The 25,902-nt window shown below is 64.0% G+C and carries 22 protein-coding genes; 17 read left to right on the top strand and 5 right to left on the bottom strand.

The window, feature by feature from the left end; all coding sequences use genetic code 11:
* Positions 1-84: 84 nt before the first annotated feature.
* From HPQ62_RS04915 to HPQ62_RS04885, 7 genes are read left to right on the top strand one after another with little or no spacing between them, the layout of a single operon-like run.
* Entirely contained in the window at positions 85-987 is a 903-nt protein-coding gene (locus HPQ62_RS04915) for a carbohydrate ABC transporter permease (RefSeq protein WP_174801344.1), read from the top strand.
* Positions 984-1,847 (top strand): carbohydrate ABC transporter permease, encoded by an 864-nt coding sequence (locus tag HPQ62_RS04910; protein WP_174801343.1) that lies wholly within the window; start codon positions 984-986, stop codon positions 1,845-1,847. The genes HPQ62_RS04915 and HPQ62_RS04910 overlap by 4 nt, the downstream gene beginning before the upstream one ends.
* Before the next feature lie 4 nt (positions 1,848-1,851).
* On the top strand, positions 1,852-2,943 hold the full coding sequence (locus HPQ62_RS04905) for a sn-glycerol-3-phosphate ABC transporter ATP-binding protein UgpC (protein WP_174801342.1): 1,092 nt from the start codon (positions 1,852-1,854) through the stop codon (positions 2,941-2,943).
* A gap of 2 nt (positions 2,944-2,945) precedes the next feature.
* Entirely contained in the window at positions 2,946-4,052 is a 1,107-nt protein-coding gene (locus tag HPQ62_RS04900) for a mandelate racemase/muconate lactonizing enzyme family protein (RefSeq protein WP_174801341.1), read from the top strand.
* An 11-nt stretch (positions 4,053-4,063) separates the two neighbouring features.
* Positions 4,064-4,795 (top strand): SDR family oxidoreductase, encoded by a 732-nt coding sequence (locus HPQ62_RS04895; RefSeq protein WP_174801340.1) that lies wholly within the window; start codon positions 4,064-4,066, stop codon positions 4,793-4,795.
* Between the two features lie 25 nt (positions 4,796-4,820).
* A complete protein-coding gene (locus tag HPQ62_RS04890; protein ID WP_174801339.1) occupies positions 4,821-6,107 on the top strand; it encodes an L-fuconate dehydratase in 1,287 nt (428 codons plus the stop codon).
* Between the two features lie 15 nt (positions 6,108-6,122).
* Positions 6,123-6,974: a fumarylacetoacetate hydrolase family protein gene (locus tag HPQ62_RS04885; protein ID WP_174801338.1), complete on the top strand. Its 852-nt coding sequence runs from the start codon at positions 6,123-6,125 to the stop codon at positions 6,972-6,974.
* 108 nt (positions 6,975-7,082) lie between these two features.
* On the opposite strand, the gene HPQ62_RS04880 is transcribed toward HPQ62_RS04885, so the two are convergent.
* From HPQ62_RS04880 to HPQ62_RS04870, 3 genes are all read right to left on the bottom strand, one after another.
* Positions 7,083-8,063 carry a zinc-binding dehydrogenase gene (locus HPQ62_RS04880; RefSeq protein WP_174801337.1) on the bottom strand — a complete coding sequence of 327 codons (981 nt, stop codon included), beginning with the start codon at positions 8,061-8,063 and terminating at the stop codon, positions 7,083-7,085.
* A complete protein-coding gene (locus HPQ62_RS04875; protein WP_174801453.1) occupies positions 8,060-8,674 on the bottom strand; it encodes a TetR/AcrR family transcriptional regulator in 615 nt (204 codons plus the stop codon). The genes HPQ62_RS04880 and HPQ62_RS04875 overlap by 4 nt, the downstream gene beginning before the upstream one ends.
* A gap of 320 nt (positions 8,675-8,994) precedes the next feature.
* Positions 8,995-9,882: a LysR substrate-binding domain-containing protein gene (locus HPQ62_RS04870; RefSeq protein WP_244629544.1), complete on the bottom strand. Its 888-nt coding sequence runs from the start codon at positions 9,880-9,882 to the stop codon at positions 8,995-8,997.
* A 97-nt stretch (positions 9,883-9,979) separates the two neighbouring features.
* On the opposite strand from HPQ62_RS04870, the gene HPQ62_RS04865 reads away from it, so the two are divergent.
* Positions 9,980-10,369 (top strand): tautomerase family protein, encoded by a 390-nt coding sequence (locus tag HPQ62_RS04865; protein WP_174801336.1) that lies wholly within the window; start codon positions 9,980-9,982, stop codon positions 10,367-10,369.
* A 149-nt stretch (positions 10,370-10,518) separates the two neighbouring features.
* On the opposite strand, the gene HPQ62_RS04860 is transcribed toward HPQ62_RS04865, so the two are convergent.
* Positions 10,519-11,442 carry a LysR family transcriptional regulator gene (locus HPQ62_RS04860; RefSeq protein ID WP_174801335.1) on the bottom strand — a complete coding sequence of 308 codons (924 nt, stop codon included), beginning with the start codon at positions 11,440-11,442 and terminating at the stop codon, positions 10,519-10,521.
* A gap of 256 nt (positions 11,443-11,698) precedes the next feature.
* On the opposite strand from HPQ62_RS04860, the gene HPQ62_RS04855 reads away from it, so the two are divergent.
* Genes HPQ62_RS04855 through HPQ62_RS04815 form a run of 9 tightly spaced genes read left to right on the top strand, consistent with a single transcriptional unit; the run spans position 11,699 to position 19,443 of the window.
* On the top strand, positions 11,699-12,742 hold the full coding sequence (locus tag HPQ62_RS04855; RefSeq protein ID WP_174801334.1) for an ABC transporter substrate-binding protein: 1,044 nt from the start codon (positions 11,699-11,701) through the stop codon (positions 12,740-12,742).
* A 5-nt stretch (positions 12,743-12,747) separates the two neighbouring features.
* Complete coding sequence (locus HPQ62_RS04850) at positions 12,748-13,554, top strand: ABC transporter ATP-binding protein (protein ID WP_174801333.1); 807 nt, start codon at positions 12,748-12,750, stop codon at positions 13,552-13,554.
* Positions 13,548-14,363 (top strand): ABC transporter permease, encoded by an 816-nt coding sequence (locus HPQ62_RS04845; protein WP_174801332.1) that lies wholly within the window; start codon positions 13,548-13,550, stop codon positions 14,361-14,363. The genes HPQ62_RS04850 and HPQ62_RS04845 overlap by 7 nt, the downstream gene beginning before the upstream one ends.
* Positions 14,364-14,420: 57 nt before the next feature.
* Positions 14,421-15,788, top strand: a complete 1,368-nt coding sequence (locus tag HPQ62_RS04840) for an FAD-dependent oxidoreductase (protein ID WP_174801331.1) — start codon at positions 14,421-14,423, stop codon at positions 15,786-15,788.
* An 11-nt stretch (positions 15,789-15,799) separates the two neighbouring features.
* The gene (locus HPQ62_RS04835) at positions 15,800-16,966 is read left to right on the top strand and encodes a CaiB/BaiF CoA transferase family protein (RefSeq protein ID WP_174801330.1); all 1,167 of its coding nucleotides are present in this window, start codon (positions 15,800-15,802) and stop codon (positions 16,964-16,966) included.
* A complete protein-coding gene (locus HPQ62_RS04830) occupies positions 16,963-17,739 on the top strand; it encodes an enoyl-CoA hydratase-related protein (RefSeq protein ID WP_174801329.1) in 777 nt (258 codons plus the stop codon). The genes HPQ62_RS04835 and HPQ62_RS04830 overlap by 4 nt, the downstream gene beginning before the upstream one ends.
* A gap of 7 nt (positions 17,740-17,746) precedes the next feature.
* A complete protein-coding gene (locus tag HPQ62_RS04825; RefSeq protein WP_174801328.1) occupies positions 17,747-18,088 on the top strand; it encodes a 4Fe-4S dicluster domain-containing protein in 342 nt (113 codons plus the stop codon).
* Complete coding sequence (locus tag HPQ62_RS04820) at positions 18,085-18,948, top strand: dihydrodipicolinate synthase family protein (protein ID WP_174801327.1); 864 nt, start codon at positions 18,085-18,087, stop codon at positions 18,946-18,948. The genes HPQ62_RS04825 and HPQ62_RS04820 overlap by 4 nt, the downstream gene beginning before the upstream one ends.
* 12 nt (positions 18,949-18,960) lie before the next feature.
* Positions 18,961-19,443: a deoxycytidylate deaminase gene (locus HPQ62_RS04815; protein WP_174801326.1), complete on the top strand. Its 483-nt coding sequence runs from the start codon at positions 18,961-18,963 to the stop codon at positions 19,441-19,443.
* Between the two features lie 64 nt (positions 19,444-19,507).
* Here the strand turns inward: HPQ62_RS04815 and HPQ62_RS04810 are convergent, their stop codons facing one another.
* Complete coding sequence (locus HPQ62_RS04810) at positions 19,508-25,849, bottom strand: autotransporter outer membrane beta-barrel domain-containing protein (RefSeq protein WP_174801325.1); 6,342 nt, start codon at positions 25,847-25,849, stop codon at positions 19,508-19,510.
* Positions 25,850-25,902: the final 53 nt, after the last annotated feature.

The raw sequence follows: 25,902 nt of genomic DNA, 5'->3' as shown, positions 1-25,902 counted from the left end.
CTGACGCCGCCGGCCAAGGCTGGCGGCGTCATCGGCTCCGGCTGAACAGACTTTCCGATTTCCTGAACTTTCCGAAGGCGCGACATGAAGTTCTTCAGGTCTCCGCAGGCGACACCCTATCTTTTGCTGATGCCGGCCATCATCGTCATTATGGCGGTGGTGCTGGTGCCGCTTCTGGTGTCGTTCTGGACGAGCTTCACCAGCTACAATCTGGTGCGGCCGGACTCGCTCTATAATTTTGTCGGCCTGCGCAATTACAGGCGACTGATCGGCAATGAAGACTTCTGGTGGGCCTTCGGGCGCACCGTGGTGTTCATCACCATCGCGCTCAATCTGGAAATGCTGTTGGGGCTCGGTCTGGCACTGCTCGTTAACCGCATCACCTGGGGCCAGCGGACGCTCAGAACCATCATGATGTTTCCGATGATGTTCTCGCCGATCCTTGTGGGCTTCCAGTTCAAGTACCTGTTCAACGATTCCGTTGGCCTGGTGAACAATGCGCTGTTCGCGCTCGATCTGATCGACAAGCCGATCCCGTGGCTGGTCAATGGCTGGCTCGCCAATTTCTCGATCATCGTCGCCGAAATGTGGATGTCGACCTCGATCTTCGCGATCCTGTTGATGGCCGGCCTGCTCGCCATGCCGAAGGAGCCGATCGAGGCCGCGAAGGTTGACGGCTGCAACGCGCTGCAGGTGTTCCGCCACATCACGCTGCCCTTCCTGATGCCGTTCATCTGGATCGCGATGACCATCCGCTCGCTCGATGTCGCGCGCGCCTATGACATGGTCAAGATCATGACCAATGGCGGCCCCGCCGGACGCACCGAACTGATCTGGACGCTGATGACGCGCACCGGATACCAGAACGCGCAGATGGGGATGGCGAACGCCATGGGCTACATCTCGATCCTGCTTTCGATCGGCTTTACCATCATGTTCTACCGCAATCTGTCGAAGGCCCGCGTCTTCATGGGAGGGGCCCAATGAGCGCGCGCACCATCGAAAAGCCCTGGCAGCGCTGGCTGCTCCGGATCACGCTGTTCATCGCGATGATGATCCTGGTCGTCCCCGGCGCCTGGGTGGTGCTGACCGCCTTTCGTCCCAATGTCGAAGTCATGGCCCGCCCGCCGGTCTGGATCCCGCAGGTTTGGACGCTCGATAATTTCCTCGGCATTTTCGGACTTTTGCCCGACCGCCAGCAGGGATTGCCGGTCGAGCGCTATTTCATCAATTCGCTGGTGATTTCGCTGACCTCCACCGTGGTCGCGATCCTGGTCGGGATGATGGGCGGCTATGCCTTCGCCCGCTACCGGTTCAAGGGCAAGGGCGCGCTGTTCCTGTCGTTCATGCTGTCGCGCACCGTGCCGGGCGTGGCGCTGTCGCTGCCGCTCTTCATCCTGTGGAGCAAGGTCGGTCTGATCGACACCAAGTTCGGCCTGATCCTCGTCTACATGGCGATCAACATCCCGTTCACGATCTGGCTCACCGACGGTTTCTTCCGGCAGATCCCGGCCGATCTTTCCGAGGCTGCCCAGATCGACGGCTGCACCCGGTGGCAGGCCTTCTGGAAGGTCGAGTTTCCGCTTGCCCGTTCGGGCCTCGCCTCTGCCGGCATCTTCGCCTTTCTGACGGCCTGGAACGAATTCGCGCTGGCAAGCCAGCTCACCCGCACCACGGCGTCGAAGACCATGCCGGTCGGGTTGATGGACTTCACCGCCCAGTTCACCGTCGACTGGACCGGGATGAGCGCCATGGCCGTGCTGATCATCATCCCGGCGCTGATCCTCACCTTCATCGTACAAAAGCACCTGATTGCCGGACTGACGTTCGGCGGCGTGAAAGGATAATCCCGTGGCCGAAGTGCACCTTTCCAAAATCGTCAAGCGCTACGGCGCGCTTGAAGTCGTCCACGGCATCGATCTCGACGTCGCCCACAACGAGTTCGTGGTCCTTGTCGGCCCGTCGGGCTGCGGCAAGTCGACGACGCTCAGGATGATCGCCGGGCTCGAGGACATTTCCGGCGGAGAGCTCCGCATCGGCGACCGGGTCGTCAACACCCTGCCGCCGCGGGCGCGCAACATCTCGATGGTGTTCCAGTCCTATGCGCTCTATCCGCACATGACAGTCAGGGAAAATCTCGGCTTCGGCCTGAAGATCGCCGGCATGACGCCGGAGGACATCAAGCCGCGCGTCGACGAGGCGGCAGGCATTCTCGGCCTCGAACCCTTCATGGACCGGTTACCCGCCAATCTTTCCGGCGGCCAGCGCCAGCGCGTCGCCATGGGCCGCGCCATCGTGCGCCATCCGGATGTGTTCCTGTTCGACGAGCCGCTGTCGAACCTCGATGCGAAGCTCCGCGGCCAGATGCGCGTCGAGATCAAGAAGCTGCATCAGCGGGTCAAGACCACGGTCATCTACGTCACCCACGACCAGGTCGAGGCGATGACGCTTGCCGACCGGATCGTGATCATGCGCGACGGCTATGTCGAGCAGGTCGGCACTCCGACGGAGGTCTTTGAAAACCCGGTGAACACCTTTGTTGCAGGCTTCATCGGCTCTCCGCCGATGAACCAGCTTGAGGGCGTTGCCGAGAACGGCGCGGCGCGGCTCTCCGATGGCGCGCTGGTGCCGTTGCCTGGCGATATCGCGTCGAAGGTCTCGTCAGGTGACAAGGTCATTATCGGCTTCCGTCCGGACGCCTTCGCGCCGAAGGGTCATTCGCTGCATGCCGAGGACCGCTCGTTGGAGGTCGACCTGCAGGTGTTGATCTCCGAGCCGCTGGGCACCGAGACCATCATCTACACCGAGCTGGGCGGCAAGGAGGTGCAGGCGAAGATGCTCGATCCGCGGCCGCTGGCCGATGGCGAGAAACTGACCTTCACCCTCGACCTCGATCGTCTGCACGTCTTCGACGCCGACACCGGCAAGAGCCTGAGGGCCTGACCATGGGGAAGATCGTCCGCGCCGAAATCGTGATGGTCGACCTGAAGCCGAAGGTGAAGCGCGTCGATGCGATCCAGTCTTTCGTCTCCCAGGAAACGCCGATCGTGCGCATTACCGATTCTGACGGCGTTACCGGTACGGGTTATTCCTATACGATCGGCACGGGCGGCCCTTCGGTGATGGCGCTTCTGGAACGGACGCTGCTGCCGGCGCTGATCGGCCGCGAAGCGTTCGACATCGAAAGCATCTGGCGCGATCTGACTTTCCTGACCCACGCAACGGCGGTCGGCGCAATCACATCCATCGCGCTTGCCGCCATCGATACGGCGCTTTGGGACCTGAAGGCGGTCAGGCTCGGCCTGCCGCTTTATCGCCTGGCGGGAGGCGCGAAGTCCGAAATACCGCTCTACACCACCGAAGGCGGCTGGCTGCATCTTGAGACGGAAGCGCTGGTCGAGGATGCGGTGCGGGCGAAATCCGACGGCTTTTCGGGTTGCAAGCTCAAGGTCGGGCGACCGCTTTCGGAGGATGCCGCCCGCATCGGCGCGGTGCGCGAGGCTGTCGGGCCGGCCTTCGAAATCTTCACCGACGCCAACCAGGCCTTCAATGTCGATGAGGCGGTGCGTCGCGCCGCCGTCTACCAGCGCTTCGACATCGGCTGGCTGGAAGAGCCGCTGCCGGCCGACGATATCGAAGGCCATGCCGTGCTTTCGCGCCACACATCCGTGCCGGTCGCGGTCGGCGAGAGCCTTTATTCCGCCGCGCATTTCCGCGAATATCTGGAACGGCGCGCCTGCTCCATCGTCCAGGTCGATGTCGGCCGCATCGGCGGCATAACGCCGTGGCTCAAGGTTGCGCATATGGCGGAATGCTTCAACGTCGCGGTCGCGCCCCACTTCCTGATGGAATTGCATGTGTCGCTTTGCGCGGCCGTGCCCAATGCGCGCTGGGTCGAATACATTCCACAGCTCGACGCGATCACGCTTTGCGGCATGACCATGCGCAACGGACGCGCCGTACCATCGGATGAACCCGGCCTTGGCATCGCCTGGGATTTCGAGGCGATCGCCCGCATGGCGGTCGAAGGATCGCAGAAGACAATCACATGAAGGACACGCCCATGACTGACCTCACCGGCAAGACCTGCCTCATCACCGCCGCCGCGCAAGGCATCGGCGCGGCCTCCGTCACGGCTTTTGCAAGGGCCGGCGCAAGAGTGATCGCAAGCGATATCAACGCCGAGAAACTCGCCGAGCTGGAAAGCATGGATGGCGTCACCACACGGCTTCTGGACGTGTTGTCGGACGCGGCCGTCGTCAATGCCGCGCGTGAAATCGGCGCGATCGACATCCTGTTCAATTGCGCCGGCGTCGTCCATGCCGGTTCGGTTCTGGACATGAAGGACGGCGATCTCGATTTCGCCTACGACCTCAACGTCAAGGCGATGGTGCGCACCGTGCGGGCGTTCCTGCCGGGCATGCTGGAGCGCGAACACGGCGTGATCATCAACATGTCCTCTGTCGCTTCCTCGCTGAAGGGCGTGCCGAACCGCTTTGCCTATTCGACCACCAAGGCCGCCGTGATCGGCCTCACCAAGTCGATTGCCGCCGATTATGTGACGAAGGGCATACGCTGCAACGCGATCTGCCCCGGAACGGTCGACAGCCCCTCGCTGCAGGAACGGCTGAAGGCGACGGGCGACTATGAAAAGGCACGGACCGATTTCATCGCCCGCCAGCCCATTGGTCGTATCGGCACGCCGGAAGAGATCGCCGATCTCGCCGTCTATCTCGCCGGCGCGACCTATACCACGGGCCAGGCCCATATCATCGATGGCGGCTGGACCGCCTGAGCGACCGCAAGACCGAGTGCACGACATGACCACCATTACCGGACTTTCCATCCACGATCTGCGTTTCCCGACCTCGGCCAAGCTTGATGGGTCCGACGCGATGAACCCCGATCCGGACTATTCCGCCGCCTACGTCATCCTTAAAACGGATGACGGGCTCGAGGGCCACGGCCTGACCTTCACGATCGGCCGTGGCAATGAGGTCGTCTGCGCCGCGATCCGCGCGCTGGAGGCCCGGTTGAGGGGGCTCTCGCTCGACTGGATTGCCGAAAATCCCGGCCGCTTCTGGCGCCATGTCACCGGCGACAGCCAGCTGCGCTGGATCGGGCCGGACAAGGGCGCCATGCATCTGGCGACGGGCGCCGTTGTCAACGCCGCCTGGGACCTGATGGCGAAGGCGGCAGGCAAGCCGGTCTGGCAGCTCGTCGCCGATATGACGCCGGAACAGCTCGTTTCGATCGTCGATTTCCGTTACCTGACCGACGCGATCACGCCGGAGGAAGCGCTCGCCATCTTCCGCAAGGCGGAGGCCGGCAAGGCAGAGCGCATCGCGGAACTGAAGACGAACGGTTATCCCTGCTACACGACCTCCGCAGGCTGGCTCGGCTACAGCCATGACAAGCTCCGGCGTCTGGCGCAGGAAGCGGTCGATGCCGGCTTCACCCATATCAAGATGAAGGTCGGGCAGGATCGCGACGAGGATGTGGCGCGGCTGAAGATTGTGCGCGAGGTGATCGGCGAGGATCGCACGCTGATGATCGACGCCAACCAGGTCTGGGAGGTTGATCAGGCGATCGACTGGGTGAGGGCGCTCAGCGCCTTCCGGCCCTATTTCATCGAGGAGCCGACAAGCCCGGACGATGTCGCCGGCCACAGGAAAATCCGTGAGGCGGTGGTGCCGGTCAAGGTCGCGACCGGCGAAATGTGCCAGAATCGCATCCTGTTCAAGCAGTTCATCGCCGGCGGCGCGATCGACATCGTCCAGATCGATGCCTGCCGCATCGGCGGGTTGAACGAGGTGTTGTCGGTGCTGCTGATGGCCGCGAAATTCGGCCTTCCGGTCTGGCCGCATGCCGGCGGCGTCGGGCTCTGCGAATATGTCCAGCATCTGTCGATGATCGACTATCTCGTCGTCTCCGGCACCAAGGAGGGGCGGGTGATCGAATATGTCGATCATCTGCACGAGCACTTCGTCGACCCCTGCCGGATCGAACGGGCTGCCTACATGCCGCCGGAAAAGCCGGGCTTCTCCATCGAGATGAAACCGGAAACGATACGCAATTTTGCACACACGATGCCCAAGGCGTCGTAATCAGGGAATAGGATCATGAAACTGCTACGAGTCGGCGCAAGGGGCGCCGAGCGCCCTGCCATCCTCCACACCGATGGCAGTTATCGCGACATATCCGCGATTGTCGCCGATATTGCGGGAGAGGCGCTTTCAGACCATGGCCTGTCACGCATCCGCGCTGCAGATATCGCCAGCCTGCCGGTGCTGCCGGGGGAAAGCCGTATCGGTCCCTGCGTCGGCAGCGTCGGCAAATTCATCTGCATCGGTCTCAACTATGCCGACCACGCCGCCGAAACGGGTGCTGCGATCCCCGAGGAGCCGATCATCTTCATGAAGGCGACCAGCGCCATCGTCGGCCCGAACGATGATGTCCGCATTCCCAGAAACTCGAAGAAGAGCGACTGGGAGGTCGAACTCGGCGTCGTCATCGGCAAGGAAGCCCGCTATGTCGATGAGGCCAATGCGATGGATCACGTCGCCGGTTATTGCGTGGTCAACGACCTGTCCGAGCGAGAATTCCAGATCGAGCGCTCAGGCCAGTGGGTCAAGGGGAAGAGCGCCGATACCTTCGGCCCGATCGGTCCCTGGCTGGTCACGCGCGACGAGATCGATGATCCCCAGGACCTTGCCATGTGGCTCGAGGTCGATGGCCACCGCTATCAGGACGGCTCGACCAGGACGATGGTCTTCGGCGTGCGCCATCTCGTCAGCTATCTGTCGCAGTTCATGAGCCTGCAGCCTGGCGACATCATCTCCACCGGCACGCCGCCCGGCGTCGGCATGGGCCAGAAGCCTGCGCCGATCTATCTCAAGGAAGGCCAGCGAATGCGCCTCGGTATCGAAGGCCTCGGCGAGCAATCCCAGAAGACGATCGCCTGGAACGCGTAAGCACACCCTAGCTCCGCCATTTCCGAGGCGCAGATACACCGTCAGAAGAGGCCCGAAATTGTTGAGACAATCCGAGCCACTTCTTTCAGGAGGCGTTGTTGCTTCTGTTTAAGGCTTCAGCATCACCTTGCCGGCGCGGCCGGGCGTCAGGCTTGCATCCATCGCTTCCTTCACCTGGTCGAGCGGGAAAATGCCGCCAACATCAAGCGTCAAAACACCTTTTGCCGCGAGTGTGACCAGTTCGGTGATCAGGCGGATGCGTTTGTCGGGCTCCATTTCGGCGCTGACGCGCGCGCCCCAGAAGCCCTTGACCGTGATCTGCTTCATGATCAGGGCGCCCGATGAGAGCGGCATAGGCGCACCAGTCGCGGTGCCGAAAACGACCAACTCACCGTCGGATGCGAGAAGGTCGACCAGATCTGCGGCAATATCGCCGCCGACGGAATCGATTGCGGACATGACGCGGCCTTCACCGATGATCTTCCGCGCCTCGTCCTTCCAGCCATCGGCCGAAGTGGACACGACATTCTTGATGCCTTCAGCGCGAAGGTCTGCGGCGGCCTCATCGCGCCGCACAAGGTTCAGGAGGTGAACCCCGCGGGCCTCGGCCAGGATGGCCATCACCCGCCCGACAGCACCGTTGGCAGCCGTCTGGATGATCCAGTCGCCCTTGCCGGCCTTCAGCATATCGAGCATTGAAATGGCGGAGAACGGCATCGCGATCAGCTGCGCGCCCATCGCGTCGGAAATCTGCTCGGGCAGCGGCAGCACGCCGGCAGCGGGCGCGATGAAGTGTTCCGCCCAGGTTCCGTGTACGCCTGCAATGGCAACACGCTTTCCGACAAGCGCCGTGTCGACGCCTTCACCGACAGCGTCGACGATACCTGCGGCTTCCGATCCGCCGATCGCGCCGGGCAGGGGCGGCTTGTAGCCGTAATTGCCGCGGATCGTCCAGAGATCGTGATTGTGGATCGGCGAGAGGAGCGTTGCAACCCGCACCTCGCCTGCAGAAGGTTCCGGCAAGGCAACCTCGCGGGTTTCAATAACGTCTTTCGGTTCGCCAAAAACGTCGTGAACTGCAGCTTTCATTGGTTTTCTCCTTTGCGCGCGTCCGCGATCAGACGCGCTTTCGTATCGTTCATTGCCCGCTCCAGCGGGCGTTGATCAGCAGCGAGTTTCGACAGGATCGCAGCACCCAGCCATTCGGCGTAGAGCGCTTCAGCCACTGCATCGGGATCGTGCTGCGGCAGAAGGGAGCCGTCGCGGGCGCCCTCCCGCAGCAGATCTGCCAGGATCGCGATCAAAATCGTCACGCCATCATCGAGCACTTTGCGCATGCTCTCCGATAGGTCGGCAACTTCGGCGCCGAGCTTGACCACGAGACAGGTGCTGACCAGTCCCGCCTGGCGTTCCTGGTCAAGCCAGGCGGCGCAGAAGGTCATCAGCTTTTCCGCTGCCGTTAAGTCCATCTTCATCAACTGATCGAGGCGCGTCCGGTACTCCGCTACATAGTCCTGCAGCAGCGCCTCTCCGAAAGCCTCCTTTGACGGGAAGTAGTAGTAAAAAGACCCCTTCGGGACGCCTGAGGCATTGAGGATCAGGGATAGCCCGACAGCATTGAAGCCGCCCTTCGTCACCAGCTGACGGCCGGTGGCGAGGATCTTCTGTCGGGTTTGATCGGACTTGCTCTGCTTGGCCATGGGCTGCATATAGGAATTAATAGACCGGTCGTCTAGTGATGTCGAAAGAAGACCACGCATCTCCGGAAGCGGTGTCCTGGTGCAGCCCGCTCCTGGCTGATATTGTGATCGCTCGCGTGCCACGATCGATGTCGATCTGCATCGGGCAGGTGAATGGGGCAGGGGATTGGCGTTGATCATGAGGTCGGCCCCGGCCGCAAGGCCGGCTTCTCAACATCCGATGCTCCAGGTTCCTGCAAGGTCCGGGTGTTCCTTGCTAAGCGTGGCACATTCAGGGTTGGCCAAGCGCTGGAAAACGCCCGAACGTGTCGGGCTAGACTTCAGGAGCCGCTGCCTGCCGTCTGCATGGCAACGGCGGAGAGCAGCAGCTCCTCAAGCGTCTTTGATGCCTTGGTACCCGAGTTCGAGCGATGCAGGACGAGCGGGAGGGAGCCAAGGGCAGGAAGTCCGGTATCCGCGGAGCTGAGCGTGCTGAGATCGTCGGGGATAGCGTCTACGGTCCTCACCGTTATGCCGAGGCCCGCGCGGACGGCGGCCCAGACACCCAGCAGGCTCGATGTCGCAAAGGCATGTCGCCAGGGCGTTCCTGCCTTTTCGAGCGCTTCCGTCGCGCGCCGGTGGAAAGCACAAGGCGCATCGAAGGCAACGATCGGGACCGGCTCGTTGTCGGTCATCGCGTGATCCTTCCTCGCGATCCAGGCGAGCTGCCGTTCCGCGATCACGGTGCAGTCCAGGCTATTGAACCCGCCCCAGGTGAGCGCGAGGTCGAGGTCGCCGGAACGCACAGCCTCGGCCATACGGGAGCCGCGATCGACGCGCGCTTCGACACGGATTTTCGGATGCGCGCCCTGGAAGCGGGCGAGAAGAGGCGGCAGCCACGTCTCTGCAAAATCCTGTGGCACTCCGATACGAACCCAGCCTTCCAGATCCGCAAGCGTGTCGAGCGCCATGCGCGCCTCGTCATTGAGGTCGAGGATGCGGCGCGCGTAACCGATCAGCCGCTCACCGGCCTCCGTCAGGACCAGCCCGCGCCCGTGCTTGCGCATCAGCGGCTGGCCAGTCTGGTCTTCCAGCTTGCGCAGATGCAGGCTGATGGCGGAGGGCGACCGCCCAAGCCGCTCGGCGGCCTTGGCGAAACTGCCGAGGTCAACGCCGGTGACGAATGTGCGCAAAACGTCCATGTCGAGATTTACCGGAGCACCGACCATTCGTATTTCCTCAATAGAGTGTTTTGAAGATCCTGATATTCAAAACGAAATTGAACCGTCATGATGAGCCTGTCAATCCAGATCGGGAGCCATTCGAATGCCCTTCGTCCATATCAGCATCGCCGGCGCATCGCTTTCGGCCAGTGAGATCGCAACGCTTCAGTCGGAAGCAACCCGGCTGATGGCCGAGGTGATGGACAAGCGGGCGGACCTTACCGCCGTGCTGGTCGAATTCCATGAGCCAAGGCTCTGGAGCATCGGAGGGCAGTCCGTCACCGCTGCAGCCCACCTCGATGTCAAGGTGACCGCGGGGACCAATGACATGGAGCAGAAAGCGAGCTTCATCCGGCAGGCTCATGATCTTCTGGCAAGCACTGTCGGTGCGGGTCTTCCGGTCGCAACCTATGTCGTCATCGATGAAGTGGAAGCCGATGCATGGGGTTACGGCGGCCTGAGCCAGGCCGCGCGGCGGAAAGGCCTGGCCTGAGCGCCCGATTGCGGTGGTTTTTGGATCGGGACTGCACTCATGCAGGCGCAACAACGACATAAGGCGGCTTTGCGCTTGCCTGAAACGCTGGACCGCGCCGCCTAGATGTAGAACTCTGTTGTGGCTCTCTTCAATTGGGAAATAACAGACTAGACGGCGCCGGGTGCGGCGGCGTCAAGCCGGAGGCTTCCGAGGGCGCGTTTGATCTCGTTGCCGAGAAGCCGTTCCGGCGGGGAAATGCCGGAGGAGGCGGACATGATGACGCCGATCTTAAGGTTCAGCAGCACATCCTGCTGCAGCGGCACGAAACAGAGCCGGCCCTGCTGGATCTCCTCGTAAAACCCGATCTGCGTGTAAACGCCGAGGCTGCGGCCGGCCAGGATCAGGTGCTTGGCGACATGCAGCGTGTCGGTGAAGCAATTGGTCGAGAGCGACGGCGCGAGGCCGGAAAGCGCCTGGTCGATGATCGAATTGCGCCCGCGCGCGTCGACCGTGCGCACCAGCTTCAGCCCGCCGAGATCGGCGATCGAAAGGCTCGCACGGCTGGCGAGCGGATGGTCGGATCGCATGATGATCCCGATCGGGGCGCCCTTTTCCGAAATCACCCGGACGCCCGGATGGAGATCGAAGGTGAAGGTGATGCCGATATCGCAGGCCCCGTGCGCCACCTTCTCGCCGATTTCATCGGGCTGGGCCGTGGTCACCGAATAGGTGACCTGCGGATAGACGCTGTTGAAGTCGAGCAGGATGCGCGGCAGCAGGCCGTAGGTGACGGAATCGATCGCGCAGATATTGATGTGGCCGGTGCGCAGGTCGCGGATATCATCGAGCATCATCTTGGTGCGCTCGTACCCGTTCAGCGTCTCGCGGCAGTGTTCGAGCACGATCCGCCCCGCATCGGTCAACGCCACGCCCTCCGGCGTGCGTTCGAGCAGGCGCACGCCGATGGTCTTTTCGGTCGCGATGATCTTGCGGTTGACCGTGGTCGAGGACACGTTCAGCACCGCCGCCGCCTTGCGGATCGAGCGCTGGCGGGCAACCTCGTCGAAATAGCGCATGAAGGTCGAATGCATCGGGCGCTCCGCCTTAAACCTGCCGCCGTCGGACGATCCCTTCAGGCGGGTTGCTAGACATGTCAAAACAAGCAGTTAGCATCGGATCACGGTGCGGCAGACACGCACCGCATCCGGGGTGGTGCATTTTATGCCTCAGTGTTAGCAGGTTTTTGCACTTTTTGCAGCGCCATATGCTCCGTACACTTCTGGAACTGATAACCGGCAGGGGAACACCGGGTCAGTGCATCAGCAACCAGTGGCAGGGAGAACATCGATGCCGCACGCTCTTCTGAACGGTCTCAGCCGCCGTTCGCTTCTGAAATCCATGGGTGCCGCCGCCGGTCTTGCCGGCGCGGGCAGTCTGATTTCCATCACGCCATCGCGGGCCGCCGACACCTTCAAGGTCTCGATGCAGCTCGGCTGGCTCGCCTCGAACGGCAATCTTGGCGAGATCTGCGCCAACAAGCTCGGCTATTTCGCCGACGAAGGCCTCGAATTCGAGATCATTCCGGGCGGGCCGAACATCGATGGCGTCGCCTCCGTCGCCTCGGGTCGCGCCAATCTCGGGCAGGTGTCGTCCAGCCCGTCGCTGATGCTGGCGCGCGCCGCCGGCATTCCGGTCAAATGCATCGCCGCCGGATACCAGCAGCATCCCTATACCTATTTCTCGCTGAAAAAGACCCCGATCACCAAGCCGGAAGACATGATCGGCAAGAAGATCGGCACCCAGGCCACCGGCCGCATTCTGTTCCGCGCGCTGCTCGCCAAGAACGGCATTCCGGAGGACAAGGTCGAGCTGGTGATCATCGGCTCCGACATGAACCCGCTGATGACCGGCCAGGTCGATGCGATCACCGGCTGGAAAACCAATGTGAAGGCGCTCGAGATCCTCGGCGACCAGCGCGTCGACATGACCCTCTGGGACGCCGGCATCAAGCTTTACGCCAATCCCTTCTACGTCACCGACAGCACGCTTGCCGACCACGGCGACAAGGTGGACGCGATGATCCGCGCTATCTCGCGCGGCTGGGGCTTTGCCCGCGAAAACCCGGACAAGGCGGTCGACTATCTGGTCGAGGCCTATCCGAACTTCGACAAGGCCGCCGAGATGGAGGCCGTGCCGTTGGTGCTCGACTATTCCTTCAACGCGGCCACGAAGGAAAACGGCTGGGGCACGATGACCAAGGAAAACTGGCAGGACCAGATCGACATCTACTCCGAGCTCGACCAGTTCCAGGGCAAGGCGCCGACCGTCGACGAGGTCATGACGCTTTCCGTTCTGGAGGCCACCGCCGACACGCGGCCGAAGCTGGGATGATCGCCATGAACGCGCCAAACGCGGCGATGGCATACCGGGAGGCAGGCGCTCCGGCGCCTGCGGCCCGGCTGCGCAACGCTTCCGTGAAGTTCGGCGATTTCACCGCCATCCAGGATCTGAGCCTCGATATCGGCGAGGGCGAGTTCTGGACGATCCTCGGCCCCTCGGGCTGCGGCAAGTCCACGCTGCTCAGGCTCGTTTCCGATCTCATTCCGCCGGCATCCGGCGAGGTGAGCGTGTTCGGGAAGTCGACAGAGGCCGCCCGCCTTGCCCGCGAATTCGCCTTCGTGTTTCAGGACGCGAGCCTGCTGCCCTGGCGCAGCGCGCTGAAGAACGTGGAGCTGCCGCTCGAGGTCGGGCGGAGCCGCGGCATCAAGCTGCCCGTCGGCGACAAGACCCCGCGCGAGCTGCTGGAGCTTGTCGGGCTGAAAGGCCGTGAGGATGCGCTGCCGCACGAGCTTTCCGGCGGCATGCGCCAGCGCGTCGCGATCGCCCGCGCGCTGGTGTGCCATCCGAAGCTCTTGCTGATGGACGAACCCTTCGGCGCGCTCGACGAGATGACCCGCGATCACCTCAACCTTCAGCTCCTGAAGATATGGGAGGAAACCGGCGCAACCATCCTGTTCGTGACCCACTCGATCCCGGAGGCCGTTTTTCTCGGCCAGAAGGTGCTGATGCTGCAGGCCCATCCCGGCCGGCTGCGCAAGATCGTCGACATCGACATTCCCGGACCCCGCGCGATCGCCCAGCGCGAGACGCCGGAATTCATCCGCTACGCGGCCGAGCTGCGCCAGATTCTGGAGACATGCTGATGGCGACCACCGAGATGACAACGGATGTGGAGGCCATCGACGCCACCGCCGCAAGCCGCGCCGCCCGGCTATCGCGCCTCGTCGGCATCGCGATCCCGGTGTCCACCACGCTCGCGATCCTGCTGCTTTGGGAGGCGGGAGTGCGCATCTTCGGCGTGCCCTCCTACATCGCGCCGGCGCCGAGCGACGTGGCGCTGACCTTCGTCCAGGACTTTCCGACGCTGATGGCCAATTTCTGGCCGACGCTTCTGGAGGCGGTGCTCGGTTTCCTGGTCGGCAATCTGGTCGCGGTGCTGATCGCGATCGCCTTCGTCCACAGCCGGCTGATCGAGAAGGCCTTCTTCCCGCTCGCCGTGTTCGTCAACACCATCCCGATCCTCGCGATCGCGCCGATCCTGGTGCTGATCTTCGGCTCGGGGCTGACGGCCAAGGTGATGATCGCAGCGCTGATCTGCTTCTTTCCGACGCTGGTCAACATGGTGCGGGGGCTGAATTCCGTCAGCCCGCAGATCCTGGAGTTGACGCGGGTGCTGTCGGCGTCGAAATCCGAGGTGTTCTGGAAGGTGCGGTTGCCGTCGTCGCTGCCCTTCCTGTTCTCGGCGCTGAAGATCGCGGCGACTACCTGCGTCATTGGCGCGATTGTCGGCGAATGGGTCGGGGCCAATCTGGGGCTCGGGGCGCTGATCCTCGATGCCACCTTCAATTTCCGCTCCGCGCTGCTTTACGCAACGGTGTTCCTGTCCTCGGGCCTGTCTGTGCTGCTGTTTGCCGCCGTGACGCTCGCCGAGCGCCTGATCGTGCGCTGGTAGGAAAACCTCAACCGGAATTTCAAGACGGGCGGTTGCCCGGGGAAGAGCTGTGCCAAGATGAAAGAGACATACGGACATATAGCCCTGAAACGGGACGAGCAGATACCGGTGGTCGCCGATTGCGACGTCGTGGTCATCGGCGGCGGTCCGGCGGGCGTGAGTGCCGCGGTATCGGCCGCGCGCAACGGCTGCTCGGTCACCCTGATGGAGCGCTACCACCACCTCGGCGGCATGGCCTCGGGCGGCATGGTTCTGGTGCTCGACGACATGGTCAACGACGGCAACGAGATCGTCACCACCGGCATCGTCTCCGAATTCGTCGACCGGATGGCGGCAGAGGACGGCGCGGTCTATCCGCCGCCGGAGGACTGCCTGACCAATTGGGAGATGTGGCGCAAATGGTCGCGCTGGGGGGCGATCGACTTCCACAAGACCGGCATCCCGCAGCCGATCATCCACGCCGTCGCCTTCGACCCCGACTGCTGGAAGCGGACCAGCCTCAACCTGATCCGGGAAGCCGGCGTCAACCTGCGCCTCCATTCATGGTTTTCCGAGGCGCTGGTGGAGGATGGCAAGGTGACGGGCGTCATCTGCCAGACCAAGGTCGGCCGGCAGGCGATCCGGGCGAAGATGGTGATCGATGCGAGCGGCGACCTCGATGTCGCAGCCTCGGCCGGCGCCTCCTTCCTCACCGGGCAGTACATCGTCACCACGGTGTTCCGGCTTTGTGATGTCGATATCGAGAAGGCCGAGGCCTTCGAATTCGACCATCCGGAGGAATACAAGGCGCTCGACCGGCAGGTGCGCCGGGTGATCGGCGGGGCCTGGGGCATGTGGTGGCTGAAGACGCCGCTGCCGGGCATCGTATGGTGCAACTGCCCGCATATGCCGGGCTATGACGGGCTGTCGCCGGAGGACATGCTTGCCGCCGAGATCGAGGGCCGGGAACGGATGATGAAGCTTCTGCATTTCGTGCGCGCCAACCTGCCGGGCTTCGAGAACGCCAAGATGCTGGGGGCGGCCGAACAGCTCGGCATCCGCCAGACAAGGCTGCTGCAAGGCGAATATGTCGTCACCCGCGACGACGTGAAGTCCCGCCGCCACTTTGCCGACAGCGTCTGTCGCGGCCGCGATTACTACACGCCCTACCGCGCGCTGCTGCCGAAGGGGATCGACAACCTGATCGTCGCCGGGCGCCACTATTCGGTGGAAAGCGAGGCTCAGAAGCTGTCCCGCGAAATTCCGCCCTGCATGGCGCAGGGCGAGGCGGCGGGCGTCGCGGTTGCAGTCGCGCTCGAACAGAACGTGGCGCTGCGCGATGCCGATGTCGCCACCATCCAGAAGCGCATGCGCGCCCAGGGCGCCGATCCCGGCGATATTCCCTCGGCCAATGCCCGCGTGGAATCCACCGCCGCAGCAGAATGAAAGACAATGCCATGACGACAGATAATCTTCCCCTCTCCGGCATCCGGGTGATCGATTTCACCCAGGTGATGCTCGGCCCCTGCGCGACGCAGATGCTGGCGGATTTCGGCGCCGACGTGATCAAGATAGAGCGGCCCGGCGCCGGCGACCTGTCGCGCCATTTCTTCGACGACCACACCGAGGCCGGCCGCAACAACGCCGTCTACTGCTCGCTCAACCGCAACAAGCGCTCGGTCGAGATCGACACCAAGTCGGCGGAGGGCAAGGAGATGGTCTACGACCTCGTGCGCCAGGCCGATGTCGTGGTCGACAATTTCCGCGCAGGCGTGATGGAGCGGCTCGGCTTCGGCTACGAGGCGCTGAAGGCGATCAATCCGAAGATCATCTGCGCCTCGGGCACCGGCTTCGGCTCCACCGGCCCCTATGCCCACAAGGGCGGCCAGGATGTGCTGGCGCAGGCCATGACCGGCGTGATGGAGAAGACCTCGGATCCCTCGATCCCGCGCTCGATCTACCCGACCACGCTCTGCGACTACACCGCCGGCATGCATCTCGTGCAGGGCGTGCTCGCCGCCCTTCTGTCGCGCGAGAAGACCGGCCACGGCCAGCGCGTCGAGGTCTCGCTCTACGATTCGATCATCGCCATGCAGATGCAGGAAGCCGCGCAGTGGAACAAGCACCGCGCCGTGCTGAACTGGGCCGCGATGCCGCTGACGGGCGTGTTCGACAGCACCGATGGCGCGCTGGTGATCGTCGGCGCCTTCAAGGCCAATCCGCTGCGCGATATTTGCGCCGCACTCGGGCTCGAGGACCTGTCGCCGACCTATCCGGATCTTGCCAGCCAGCGCGCCAACAAGCCCTATCTGCAGAAGCGCTTCGCCGATGCGATCGCCACCAACACCACCGCCCACTGGATCGAGCGGCTCGAGGCCCAGGATCTCCTCTGCGCCCCGGTTCGCTCGCTCGGCGAGGCGCTTGCCGATCCGCAGACGGCAATCAACGACATGCTGCTCGAGTTCGACCACGATCTTCTCGGGCCGCTGACCCTCGTCGCTTCGCCGGTCCACCTCAGCGATGCGCCGGTGGTGCTGCGCCACAAGCCGCCGAAGCTCGGCGAGCACACGGCCGAGGTGATCGCCGAATTCGGTCTCGGCAGCGCCGTGAGGGCCGCCGGATGAGCGTTCTCTTCACCGTCGAAAACCATGTCGCGCGGGTAACCATCGACCGGCCTGAACGGATGAACGCTGTCGACCAGCCGACCGAGGCGCGGCTTGAAGAGATCTGGCTGGCGATCGAGGCCGATCCTGATATCCGCTGCGTGGTGCTGACCGGGGCGGGCGACCGCGCCTTTTCCGCTGGCGCCGACCTCAAGTCGGGCTCCGGCGCGTCGGGCCTCGAATACTGGGCGCGGATGAACCCGAACGGCTTCGGCGGCATCGCGCTGCGCCAGAGCCTCACCGTGCCGGTGATTGCCCGCGTCAACGGGCTGGCGCTTGGCGGGGGAATGGAAATGGTGCTCGGCGCCGACATCGTGATCGCCAGCGACACCGCCCGCTTCGGCCTGCCCGAGGCGAAGGTCGGCCGTCTGCCGCTCGATGGCGGCATGGTGGCGCTGCAACGGCTGATCCCGCGCAATATCGCCGCCGGCCTGATGATGACCGGGCGGATGATGAGTGCCGCAGAGGCCCATGCCGCTGGCCTCGTCAACGCCGTCGTGCCGGCCGAAGGCCTCGATGCAGAGGTCGATGCCTGGGTCGCCGACATCCTGAAATCGGCGCCGCTGTCGGTGAAGGCGATCAAGGCGACGTTGCGCAGGACCGCCCATCTGTCGGCGGCCGAAGCGCGGGCGCTGCAGACGCCGGAGCTGATCGCCGCGCTCGTTTCCGAGGATTCCCAGGAAGGCGTTGCCGCCTTCCGGGAAAAGCGCGCCCCGGTCTGGCGCGGCAGGTAGGCTTGCCATGGCCCTGGTCATAAAGAGCGAGTGCATCGACATCAAGGACGGCGTCTGCGCCACCGTCTGCCCGGTCGACTGCATCTATGAGGGCGAGCGGATGTTCTACATCCACCCGACCGAGTGCATCGAATGCGGCATGTGCGAAAGCATCTGCCCGGTCGACGCCATCCGCTACGATGACGATCCCGGTGAGGACATCGCCCGCTTTGTCGAAATCAACCGCGCTGTCTTCGATGATGGCGACGGCGGTTTGAAGGAGCCGGGCGGTTGGGTAAAGAACGCGCCGCCGATCGACGATCATTCCGTCATCCGTGACTGGCCAGTGAAACAGGAAAATCAGACATGAAGGGCATTATCGCCGCAGTTCCGACGCCGGTAGATGATCAGGGAAGGGCGCTCAAGGCGCCATTTCTGGAACATTGCCGCTGGGCGCTCGCACATGGTTGCGACGGGTTGAACGTGCTCGGCACCACGGGAGAAGCGAACTCGCTCGGCATCGCCGCGCGCAAGGAGGTCATGGCATGGGCGGCGGAAGCCTTCGACCCGGCGCGGCTGATGGTGGGCACCGGCCTTCCGTCTCTTGCAGATACGCTCGATCTGACGCTGTCGGCTGCCGACCTGGGCTACAGGACCGCGCTTGTTCTGCCGCCCTTCTATTACAAGCCGGTGAGCGATGACGGGCTGTTCCGATGGTACATGACGCTCGACGAAGCCTTGGGCGCAAACCCGATAGCGGTCTGGTTTTACAACTTTCCGCAGATGACCGGCGTGCCGATCCCGGTGGACGTCGTCGCCCGGCTTGCCGCCGCGCGGCCCGAGCGATTTGCAGGCATCAAGGATTCCTCCGGCGATCTTGCCTATTGCCGGAGCCTGGTTACCGCTGTGCCGGGGCTCGCCGTGTTTCCGAGTTCCGAGACCGCGCTTGCAGAAATCTCGACATCCGGCTTTGCCGGCTGCATTTCCGCGACGGTGAACATCTCCGCGCCGCTCTGCGCCCGTTATCTCGCCGCCCCGGACGACGCTCTTGCGACCGAGATCGCCGCGACCCGCAAGGCGATTGCCGCCCACCCGCTGGTGCCCGCCGTCAAATATCTGGTCGGCAAGCGCAGCGGCGATCCCGTCTGGCAAAACGTCCTGCCGCCCTTCACCCCGTCTGACGAAACCGCACGCGCCGCGCTTGACGCCGTCATTCAGGCAAACCGATGAGAGAGATCGATCATGGCCGATGAAGCAACATGGTCCAGACGCTTCCGGGCGCTCTGCGATGAGACCGCCTCCTGGTCGGAAGACCGCGATTTCAAGGTGGGGGCGGTGATCGTCGGGCCGGGCCATGAGGTCCGCGCCACCGGCTATAACGGGTTGCCGCGCGGCGTCTCGGATCATGACGACGCGCGTTTCGACCGGGCGAGCGGGGAAAAGTTCTTCTGGATCGAACATGCCGAGCGCAACGCGATCTACAACGCCGCCCGCTCCGGCGCGGCCCTTGCCGGCTGCACGCTCTATGTCAACCGTTTCCCCTGCGCCGACTGCGCCCGCGCCATCATCCAGAGCGGCATCACTTGCGTTGTGTGCCCGCCCAGGCCGGAAAACGATGGGAAGCTCGATCACAGTTTCGCTGTCTCGGAAGTGATGCTTCGCGAGGCGGGGGTTCGTTTTGGTGATGCCGAGTCATCGGCGCACAGGAACAGTCCGCGAGTGTGAGGTCTGTCCAGGGATAGGGAAGCGCGATGCAGCTGGTTTTCAGCGCGTCTGGCCGTGAAATGGTTCAGAAGCGCCAGCCCACACGTCCCGTGACGCTCTGAGCAACGGTCTCCCGGTTTCCCTCCATCTCATACTGAACCCGCACTTCAAAGCCACTGTCCGCGACATATTCGAAACCCAGCGCCCCCTGGCCGAGCCAGTCCTGGCCGTCGTAAAGGGTCGAGAAACTGGTATCCCGGCTCGATGCGCCGCTGAAGCGCGCATCCTGGGCAATATCGCGGTCGTGCCACCAGCTCACGCTGGTCCTGGCAAAGGGGCGCAGCGTACCGCCTTCGAGATCGACGCGCGCACCCCATTCAAGCCCCGGACGGATGCCGAAGGAAACGTCATCGACGCTTCCCATATCGGCGGCGTAGGCGCTGGCGCCTTGCTCCGAATAGCCCGGTACGTGGGTATAGATCGTATCGAGGTCGAGATAGGGCTTCAGATAGGATCCGCCGAGATCGGCATAATAGGCCGCTCGGAGCCGGCCGACAAAAACATGGGACTGAGGTTGCGAGAAGATGCTGTCTCCATTTCCTCCCGCAAGGGCCGCGCTGATATAGCGCGTCTGGTCGATGTCGCTGAAGATATAGCTGCCCGAGGCCGCCAGTTCGAAGGCGCCGTCGATCCGTTTCTTGACTGCAAAGCCCAGTCCATATTCGTCGGTGGAGGAGGAGTAGATGCCATTCGTCGCATGGGTGCTGCTTTGCCCGAGAACCGCCGAACCACCGATGAACCAGTCGTTTTCAAGCGCTTTCTGGCCGCCGAAGCGGAAGGCAGTGGTATCAGTGTCATAGCCTGGGGCGCCGTTTGCCGAGAATGTCCGGATCGTGCCGCCCGTGACCTTGCCCCACACGCAGCTTTCCTCCGTGAGAAACGCGGTTTCGCCGGTAAAGACCGGACAGGAATGAAGCGAGTCTGCAAGCTTCACGACCTTGCCGGATTGCTCTGCGGCAAGCCTCACCGCGCCCTGGGGCGAGAGCGATGTCAGCATCTCCGCGTAACCGGCACTGTTGCCTTCTGCCACATTGGCAAGGGCCACCATGGAGGTGCCAAGGTCGCCGATGTCGCCGCTTTGCCATTGCTGCTGGAAATAGGTCGCAAGCGAGCCCGCCGTGCCGGAAAGGCCTGCCTCAGAGGGCGCGAAATCGAGGCTTTCGGCGGCCAGCAGAATGCTTGGAAGGCCCTGATAGGTGCCTGAGGAAAGCGCATAGTCGACCACGAAGCTGTCGGTGACGGAAAGCGCGTTATAGGAGGGTGGCTCCGGCGTGCCGGTCACGCTGAAGATCGCAGCGCCCGGCAGCGGCGCGGACGGATCGCGCGTTTGGGGCAGGGCGACCACCGAAGGCGCCACGGTGCCCGCAAGCGAGACCGCCGCGTTCTCCGTTTGCATCCGGATCCAGTCCATCTGGCCATCGGCGAGGTTCACGTCGACTTCGAGCGTGGCCGAGGCCTGCTGGGTGAAATTCGAGACGAAGAAATTCGAAAAGCCGACCGTGCCAGGTCCCGCGACATTGAGCGTGCCCGCGTTCACGAATGTGTCCGCAGTGCTGTTCACGCCGCTCCGGGTCGGTACGGGATTGCCGATCGTGACGTCGGATTGGTTGGCCGCAAAGATCGTCTTCCAGAACTGGGTGCGCCCGTTCACCGGCGGCCCGCTGACGGGATAGAGGCTGTTGGCAAAATCCGTGTCATTGTCGATGACGATCCACGGGCCGGCATTCAGGGTTCCGGAATTTTCGAACCGGTTCTGGCCCACGCCGAGATCGACATTGCCACTGATCGTTCCGGCATTGGAAAGGGTGGTCAGATCGCTTGCCGGTGCAGAAACGCCGCCATTTGCCTGCCAGCCGAGACCCGTATAGGCGGCGGCGACCGCAAAGCCGTTTTCTCCCGCCGAAACCGTCCCATTTTGAATGTTGATCGTGTTTGACATGCCGCCGGCAATGGCAATGCCGGCACCTGCCGGGCCGCTGCCCCCTGTCACGTCGCCATTGACCTTGACGGCGATCTTCGGCAGGTCCGTGGTGGATACCGATAGCGGTCCGTTGCTGAGCGCCTCGGCATAGATGCCGACCGAGCCGGTGCCGGTCGCCTTGATCGTTCCTTCGAAATCAACGGTTACATTGCCGGCAACCGCGGCCGTCGGGGTGCCGTTCGACGCCGAAGACGCGCTGAAAACGCTGTAAAGTCCGGCATAGGTTGCAGCGGAGCCGCCCAGGCCGCCGGCAGACTGCGCGAAAATGCCATGCGCGCCGTACCCGGTCGTGGTGATCGAGACCGGCGCGTCATTCGTCCTGACGGTCACATTGCCGCCGGTGCTTCCCGAAGAGGGGGAACTGTAGATCTCCGTTGGCAGGAAGAGCGTTGCGAGCGCGGTATCGATGCCGCCGATATGCCCGCCGCCGCCGCCGACGGACTGCGCAAGGACACCTGCCGCGCCGGTGCCTGCGGTCGTGATGTCGCCGCCGAGCGTGACGGTGACCGCGCCGCCCGCGCCGCCGTTTCCGCCACCCGGACCATAGCTGACGTCGCCGACCGAAAGCGTCGCCGCATGACCGATCGCCCCGCCGCCACCGCCACCGCCGATGGACTGGGCAAAAATGCCGAATGCTTCGTCACCCTTGGTGACCAGCTTGCCGGTATTTACAATCGAAACCGAGCCGCCATTGCCGCCAGAGCCGCCCGATCCGCCGAGCGAAATGGAAAGGCCTGAAAAGGCTTCGCCTTCAGTGCTGGCGCCATCATTGTCCGCCACGCCGGGAGTGGCGTAGAGCGGAGCCTGCGTGCTTTCCGGCAGGTCGCTTTTCACATAGGTCTGTCCGTCGAGATAGGCATAACCGCCACCGCCACCGATGGACTGGGCCGCAAGCGCATGGCTCTGGGCACCGGAGGTGGTGATGTCGCCGGTATTGGAGATGTCGACTTCTCCGCCATTGCCGCTGGCGCCGCCATCGCCGCCATTTCGAAACTCGATACCCGTCAGGAGCGCCTTCTCGTCTGCGGCCAAACCGCCCAAGCCACCGCCGCCGCCGACGGACTGGGCAAGGATGCCGAAGGCGTGATTGCCCGAGGTGCCGATCGCACCGGTGTTCGTAACCGAAACCAGGTCGCCATTGCCGCCAGCCCCGCCAGTGGCGCCGATGATGACCGTGCCGCCCGCGGATGAACCGGCCCCGGTTGCAGCACCGCCCGCACCGCCGCCGCCGCCGATCGATTGTGCGAGAATACCGGCCGCAATCGTGCCCTCGGTCGTCACGGCGCCATGGTTCGTCACGGCTGTCGCGCCGCCCGCGCCCCCTTTTCCGGCGGAACCGCCGAGCGCGATATCCAGCGTGATCGTGCTGGAGGGCCCCTTGACGGAAGAGCGACCCTTCCACCAGTTTTCGAGCTTGGTCCAGTATTTGATGATGGTCTTGGGCGCCTTGGCATCATTCGCCATGCCAAGGGAGTTTGCCGCCGTGGCACTGCCGCCGGTTCCGCCGCCGCCGCCGACAGACTGGGCGAGGATGCCCGTGCTGCCATGCCCCTTGGTGGCGATCGACGAACCTTTCTCCGCGTGGACGGTGACATTTCCGCCCGCGCCGCCATTGCCGCCGGAACCACCGAGGCTGAAGTCAACCTGCATCTTGGCCGCGGCCGCGTTTGAGGTCGCGCCGCCGCCGAGGCCGCCGCCGCCGCCGACCGATTGTGCAAGAATGCCGCGCGAATTCGATCCTTCCGTGGAGATTGCACCCTTGCTGGTGATTGTGACCGGTCCACCCGCGCCGCCGCCACCGCCTTTGCCGCCGAGCGTGACGGAAGACGAAGCGCTTGACCCCGCCACGATCGCCACCCATTGCGGCGCATAGGCAGCCCCCGCGCCGCCGGTTCCGCCGCCGCCGCCGACAGACTGGGCGATAACGGCATCGGCGGAATTGCCGTGGGTTTTGACATGACCGTCATTGGTGAATTCGACAGTGCCGCCCGCGCCGCCGCCGCCGGCATTCCCGGCAAGGCTGACGCTGACGGCGCCATTCTTGCCCGCTCCCGCACTCGTCGACAGCGAACTGATGATGGACGTTGCCGAGGTCGCCTGGGAGTTGCCGCCATTGCCGCCGCCGCCGCCGATCGACTGCAACAGCGTACCGTAGGACTGGTCTCCCCAGGTCGTGACCGTGCCCTTGTTGGTGACCGTCACCGCGCCGCCATCGCCGCCGCCATCACCGGTGCCTGCAACGGCGACGCTGGCGGAAACGGAGACCCGGTCGCTGAGGCCTGATACCGGCGTTTCCGAAAAAGCCGTTGCCGCTCCTCCAGACCCGCCGCCGCCGCCGATCGAGGCGGCATAGATGCCGAGGGCATCATCGTCATTGGTGGTGATGGAGGCAAGATTGGTGACGCTGGTCGGGCCGCCAACGCCGCCTGCGCCGCCATTGCCGCCAATGGCAACGGACACGGCAATGCTGACGCCTTCGATGGGAATGCCGAAGGCGGCGCCGGTCGCACCGCCGCCATCGCCGCCGCCGCCGCCGACGGAAAGCGCATTGATGCCGTAGGCCCCGACCCCCCAAGTCTCGATCCTGGCCTTTTCCGCTTGCGACGCGACAGAGCTGTCAAGAACAGTCGGCAAGACGGTGACTGCCCCGCCGCTGCCGCCATTTCCGCCGGTTCCGCCTACGGTGATCGTCAGGAAGCCGCTTTCCGCGAAAGAGCCACCGCCTGCGCCGCCGCCGCCGCCAATCGACTGCGCCATGACCGCATGCGCATTGCTGCCCGACGTGGTGATACTGCCGATGGGGGCGATCTTGACTGCGCCACCTGCACCGCCGCCGCTGCCATCGCCGCCACCGGCATAGAACGCGCCGCCGGCAGAGCCGCCATCGCCGGAACTGCCGATCTCAGAGCCGAGGACAAGCCCGCCACCGCCGCCGACGCTGAAACCCGAAAGCCCGATCGCACCTGCACCAAGGGTCGTCAGCGTACCAGCGCTTGAAAGCGTCACGGCGCCGCCATTGCCGGAGCCGCCGGCATCGCCGCCGATCGAAACGAGACCGGAGGACGCGCCGCCATTGCCGCCGCCGCCGCCAACCGTTTGCGCAAGAATCGCAAGCGCGCCCGCGCCGTTCGTCCGGATCGATGATCCGGCCTTGGTGGTGATGCTGATCGCGCCGCCATTGGCACCCGCACCGCCCGCGCCCGCCCGCGCGTAAAAGGGGTCGACAGCGCCGGCGCCGGCGCCGCCTGTGCCAGCATAGGCTTGCGCGACGATACCGAATGAAGCATTTCCCTCGGTCACGACCTTGCCGGCAAGCGTGACTCCGATTGTTCCGCCTGCGCCTGCCGCACCGCCATCGCCGCCGCTTCCGAGGCTTCCGCCCGAACCGCCTTCGCCCCCGGCGCCGCCATTGGCAGAGACATAAAGACCCGCCGCACCACTTCCCGAGGTTTTGAGAAAAACATGCTCTCCCAGATCGACCGTCACGGCGTTGGCCGCACCGCCGCCGGCGCCGTTCTGTTCGGTGCCGCCTCTGCCGCCATTGCCGCCACTGGCATCGATCCAGAGCGCCGGCGCGTTCGCTCCGGAAGTCGTAATATCCGCGGCATGCCCCTTGATCGTGACCGTGCCGCCCGCGCCGCCACTGCCGCCCAAGGCCTCGACACCGAGCGGCTCGCCCTCGTTCTGGCCCGCCCCGCCGTTTCCGCCTGTTGCCGAAATGGAGATCGCGGCCGCATTGTCACCCGTCGATGTGATCGCAGGCTTTGTGTCGCCCGCGCCGGATTCAAGCGTCAATGACAGCAATCCGCCTGCGCCACCCGCACCTGATCCATTGGGGTCGTCCCATACAAAACCGGTTGCGCCGCCATTGCCGCCTTGACCGCCACTGCCGTTGACGGAGATCGCGGCTGTGCCGCTTCCGGTGGCCGTCAGCGTGGCTGCGGACGTGATCGCGGCCGTTCCGGCTGCACCGCCCGGCGCACCCGAAACGTCCGGGGTATCGTCAAACCCGCCCGACATGCTGACACCGCCACCCTTGCCGCCTGATACATCCACCATCACGGGTGCCGTGCCGGAGGGCTGGCTGTCGATCGTTCCGCTCACATCGACACTGACCGCCGATCCGTTTCCGCCGGAGGGAAGCGGATCGGAGGGATCCCCGCCATAATCGGGATAATTCGTGCCGCCGCCCTGGTAATTGACCGGCACGTTGGCGCCGTTATTGCTGACGCTGTCCGAAGACCAGGCCGGCGCTGTGAAAAGGGGATTGAGAAGGGTCGAGGCAAGAAGAAGCCGGAGGAGGGCTGCGCCGTGCGGCCGGGTGATCTCACCCTCCGTCTCGTGTCTCGTTGGAGCTTCTACAGTGCGCGCTACGGTAACCATCATGCCATGCCCCCATGATCATGCTTCAGGTTAACGCAGGCTTTTCTCGTAGACAA

The sequence above is a fragment of the Martelella limonii genome (assembly GCF_013344475.1).
Taxonomy (GTDB): Bacteria; Pseudomonadota; Alphaproteobacteria; order Rhizobiales; family Rhizobiaceae; genus Martelella; species Martelella limonii.
This window is presented reverse-complemented; position numbering and strand designations above follow the sequence as displayed.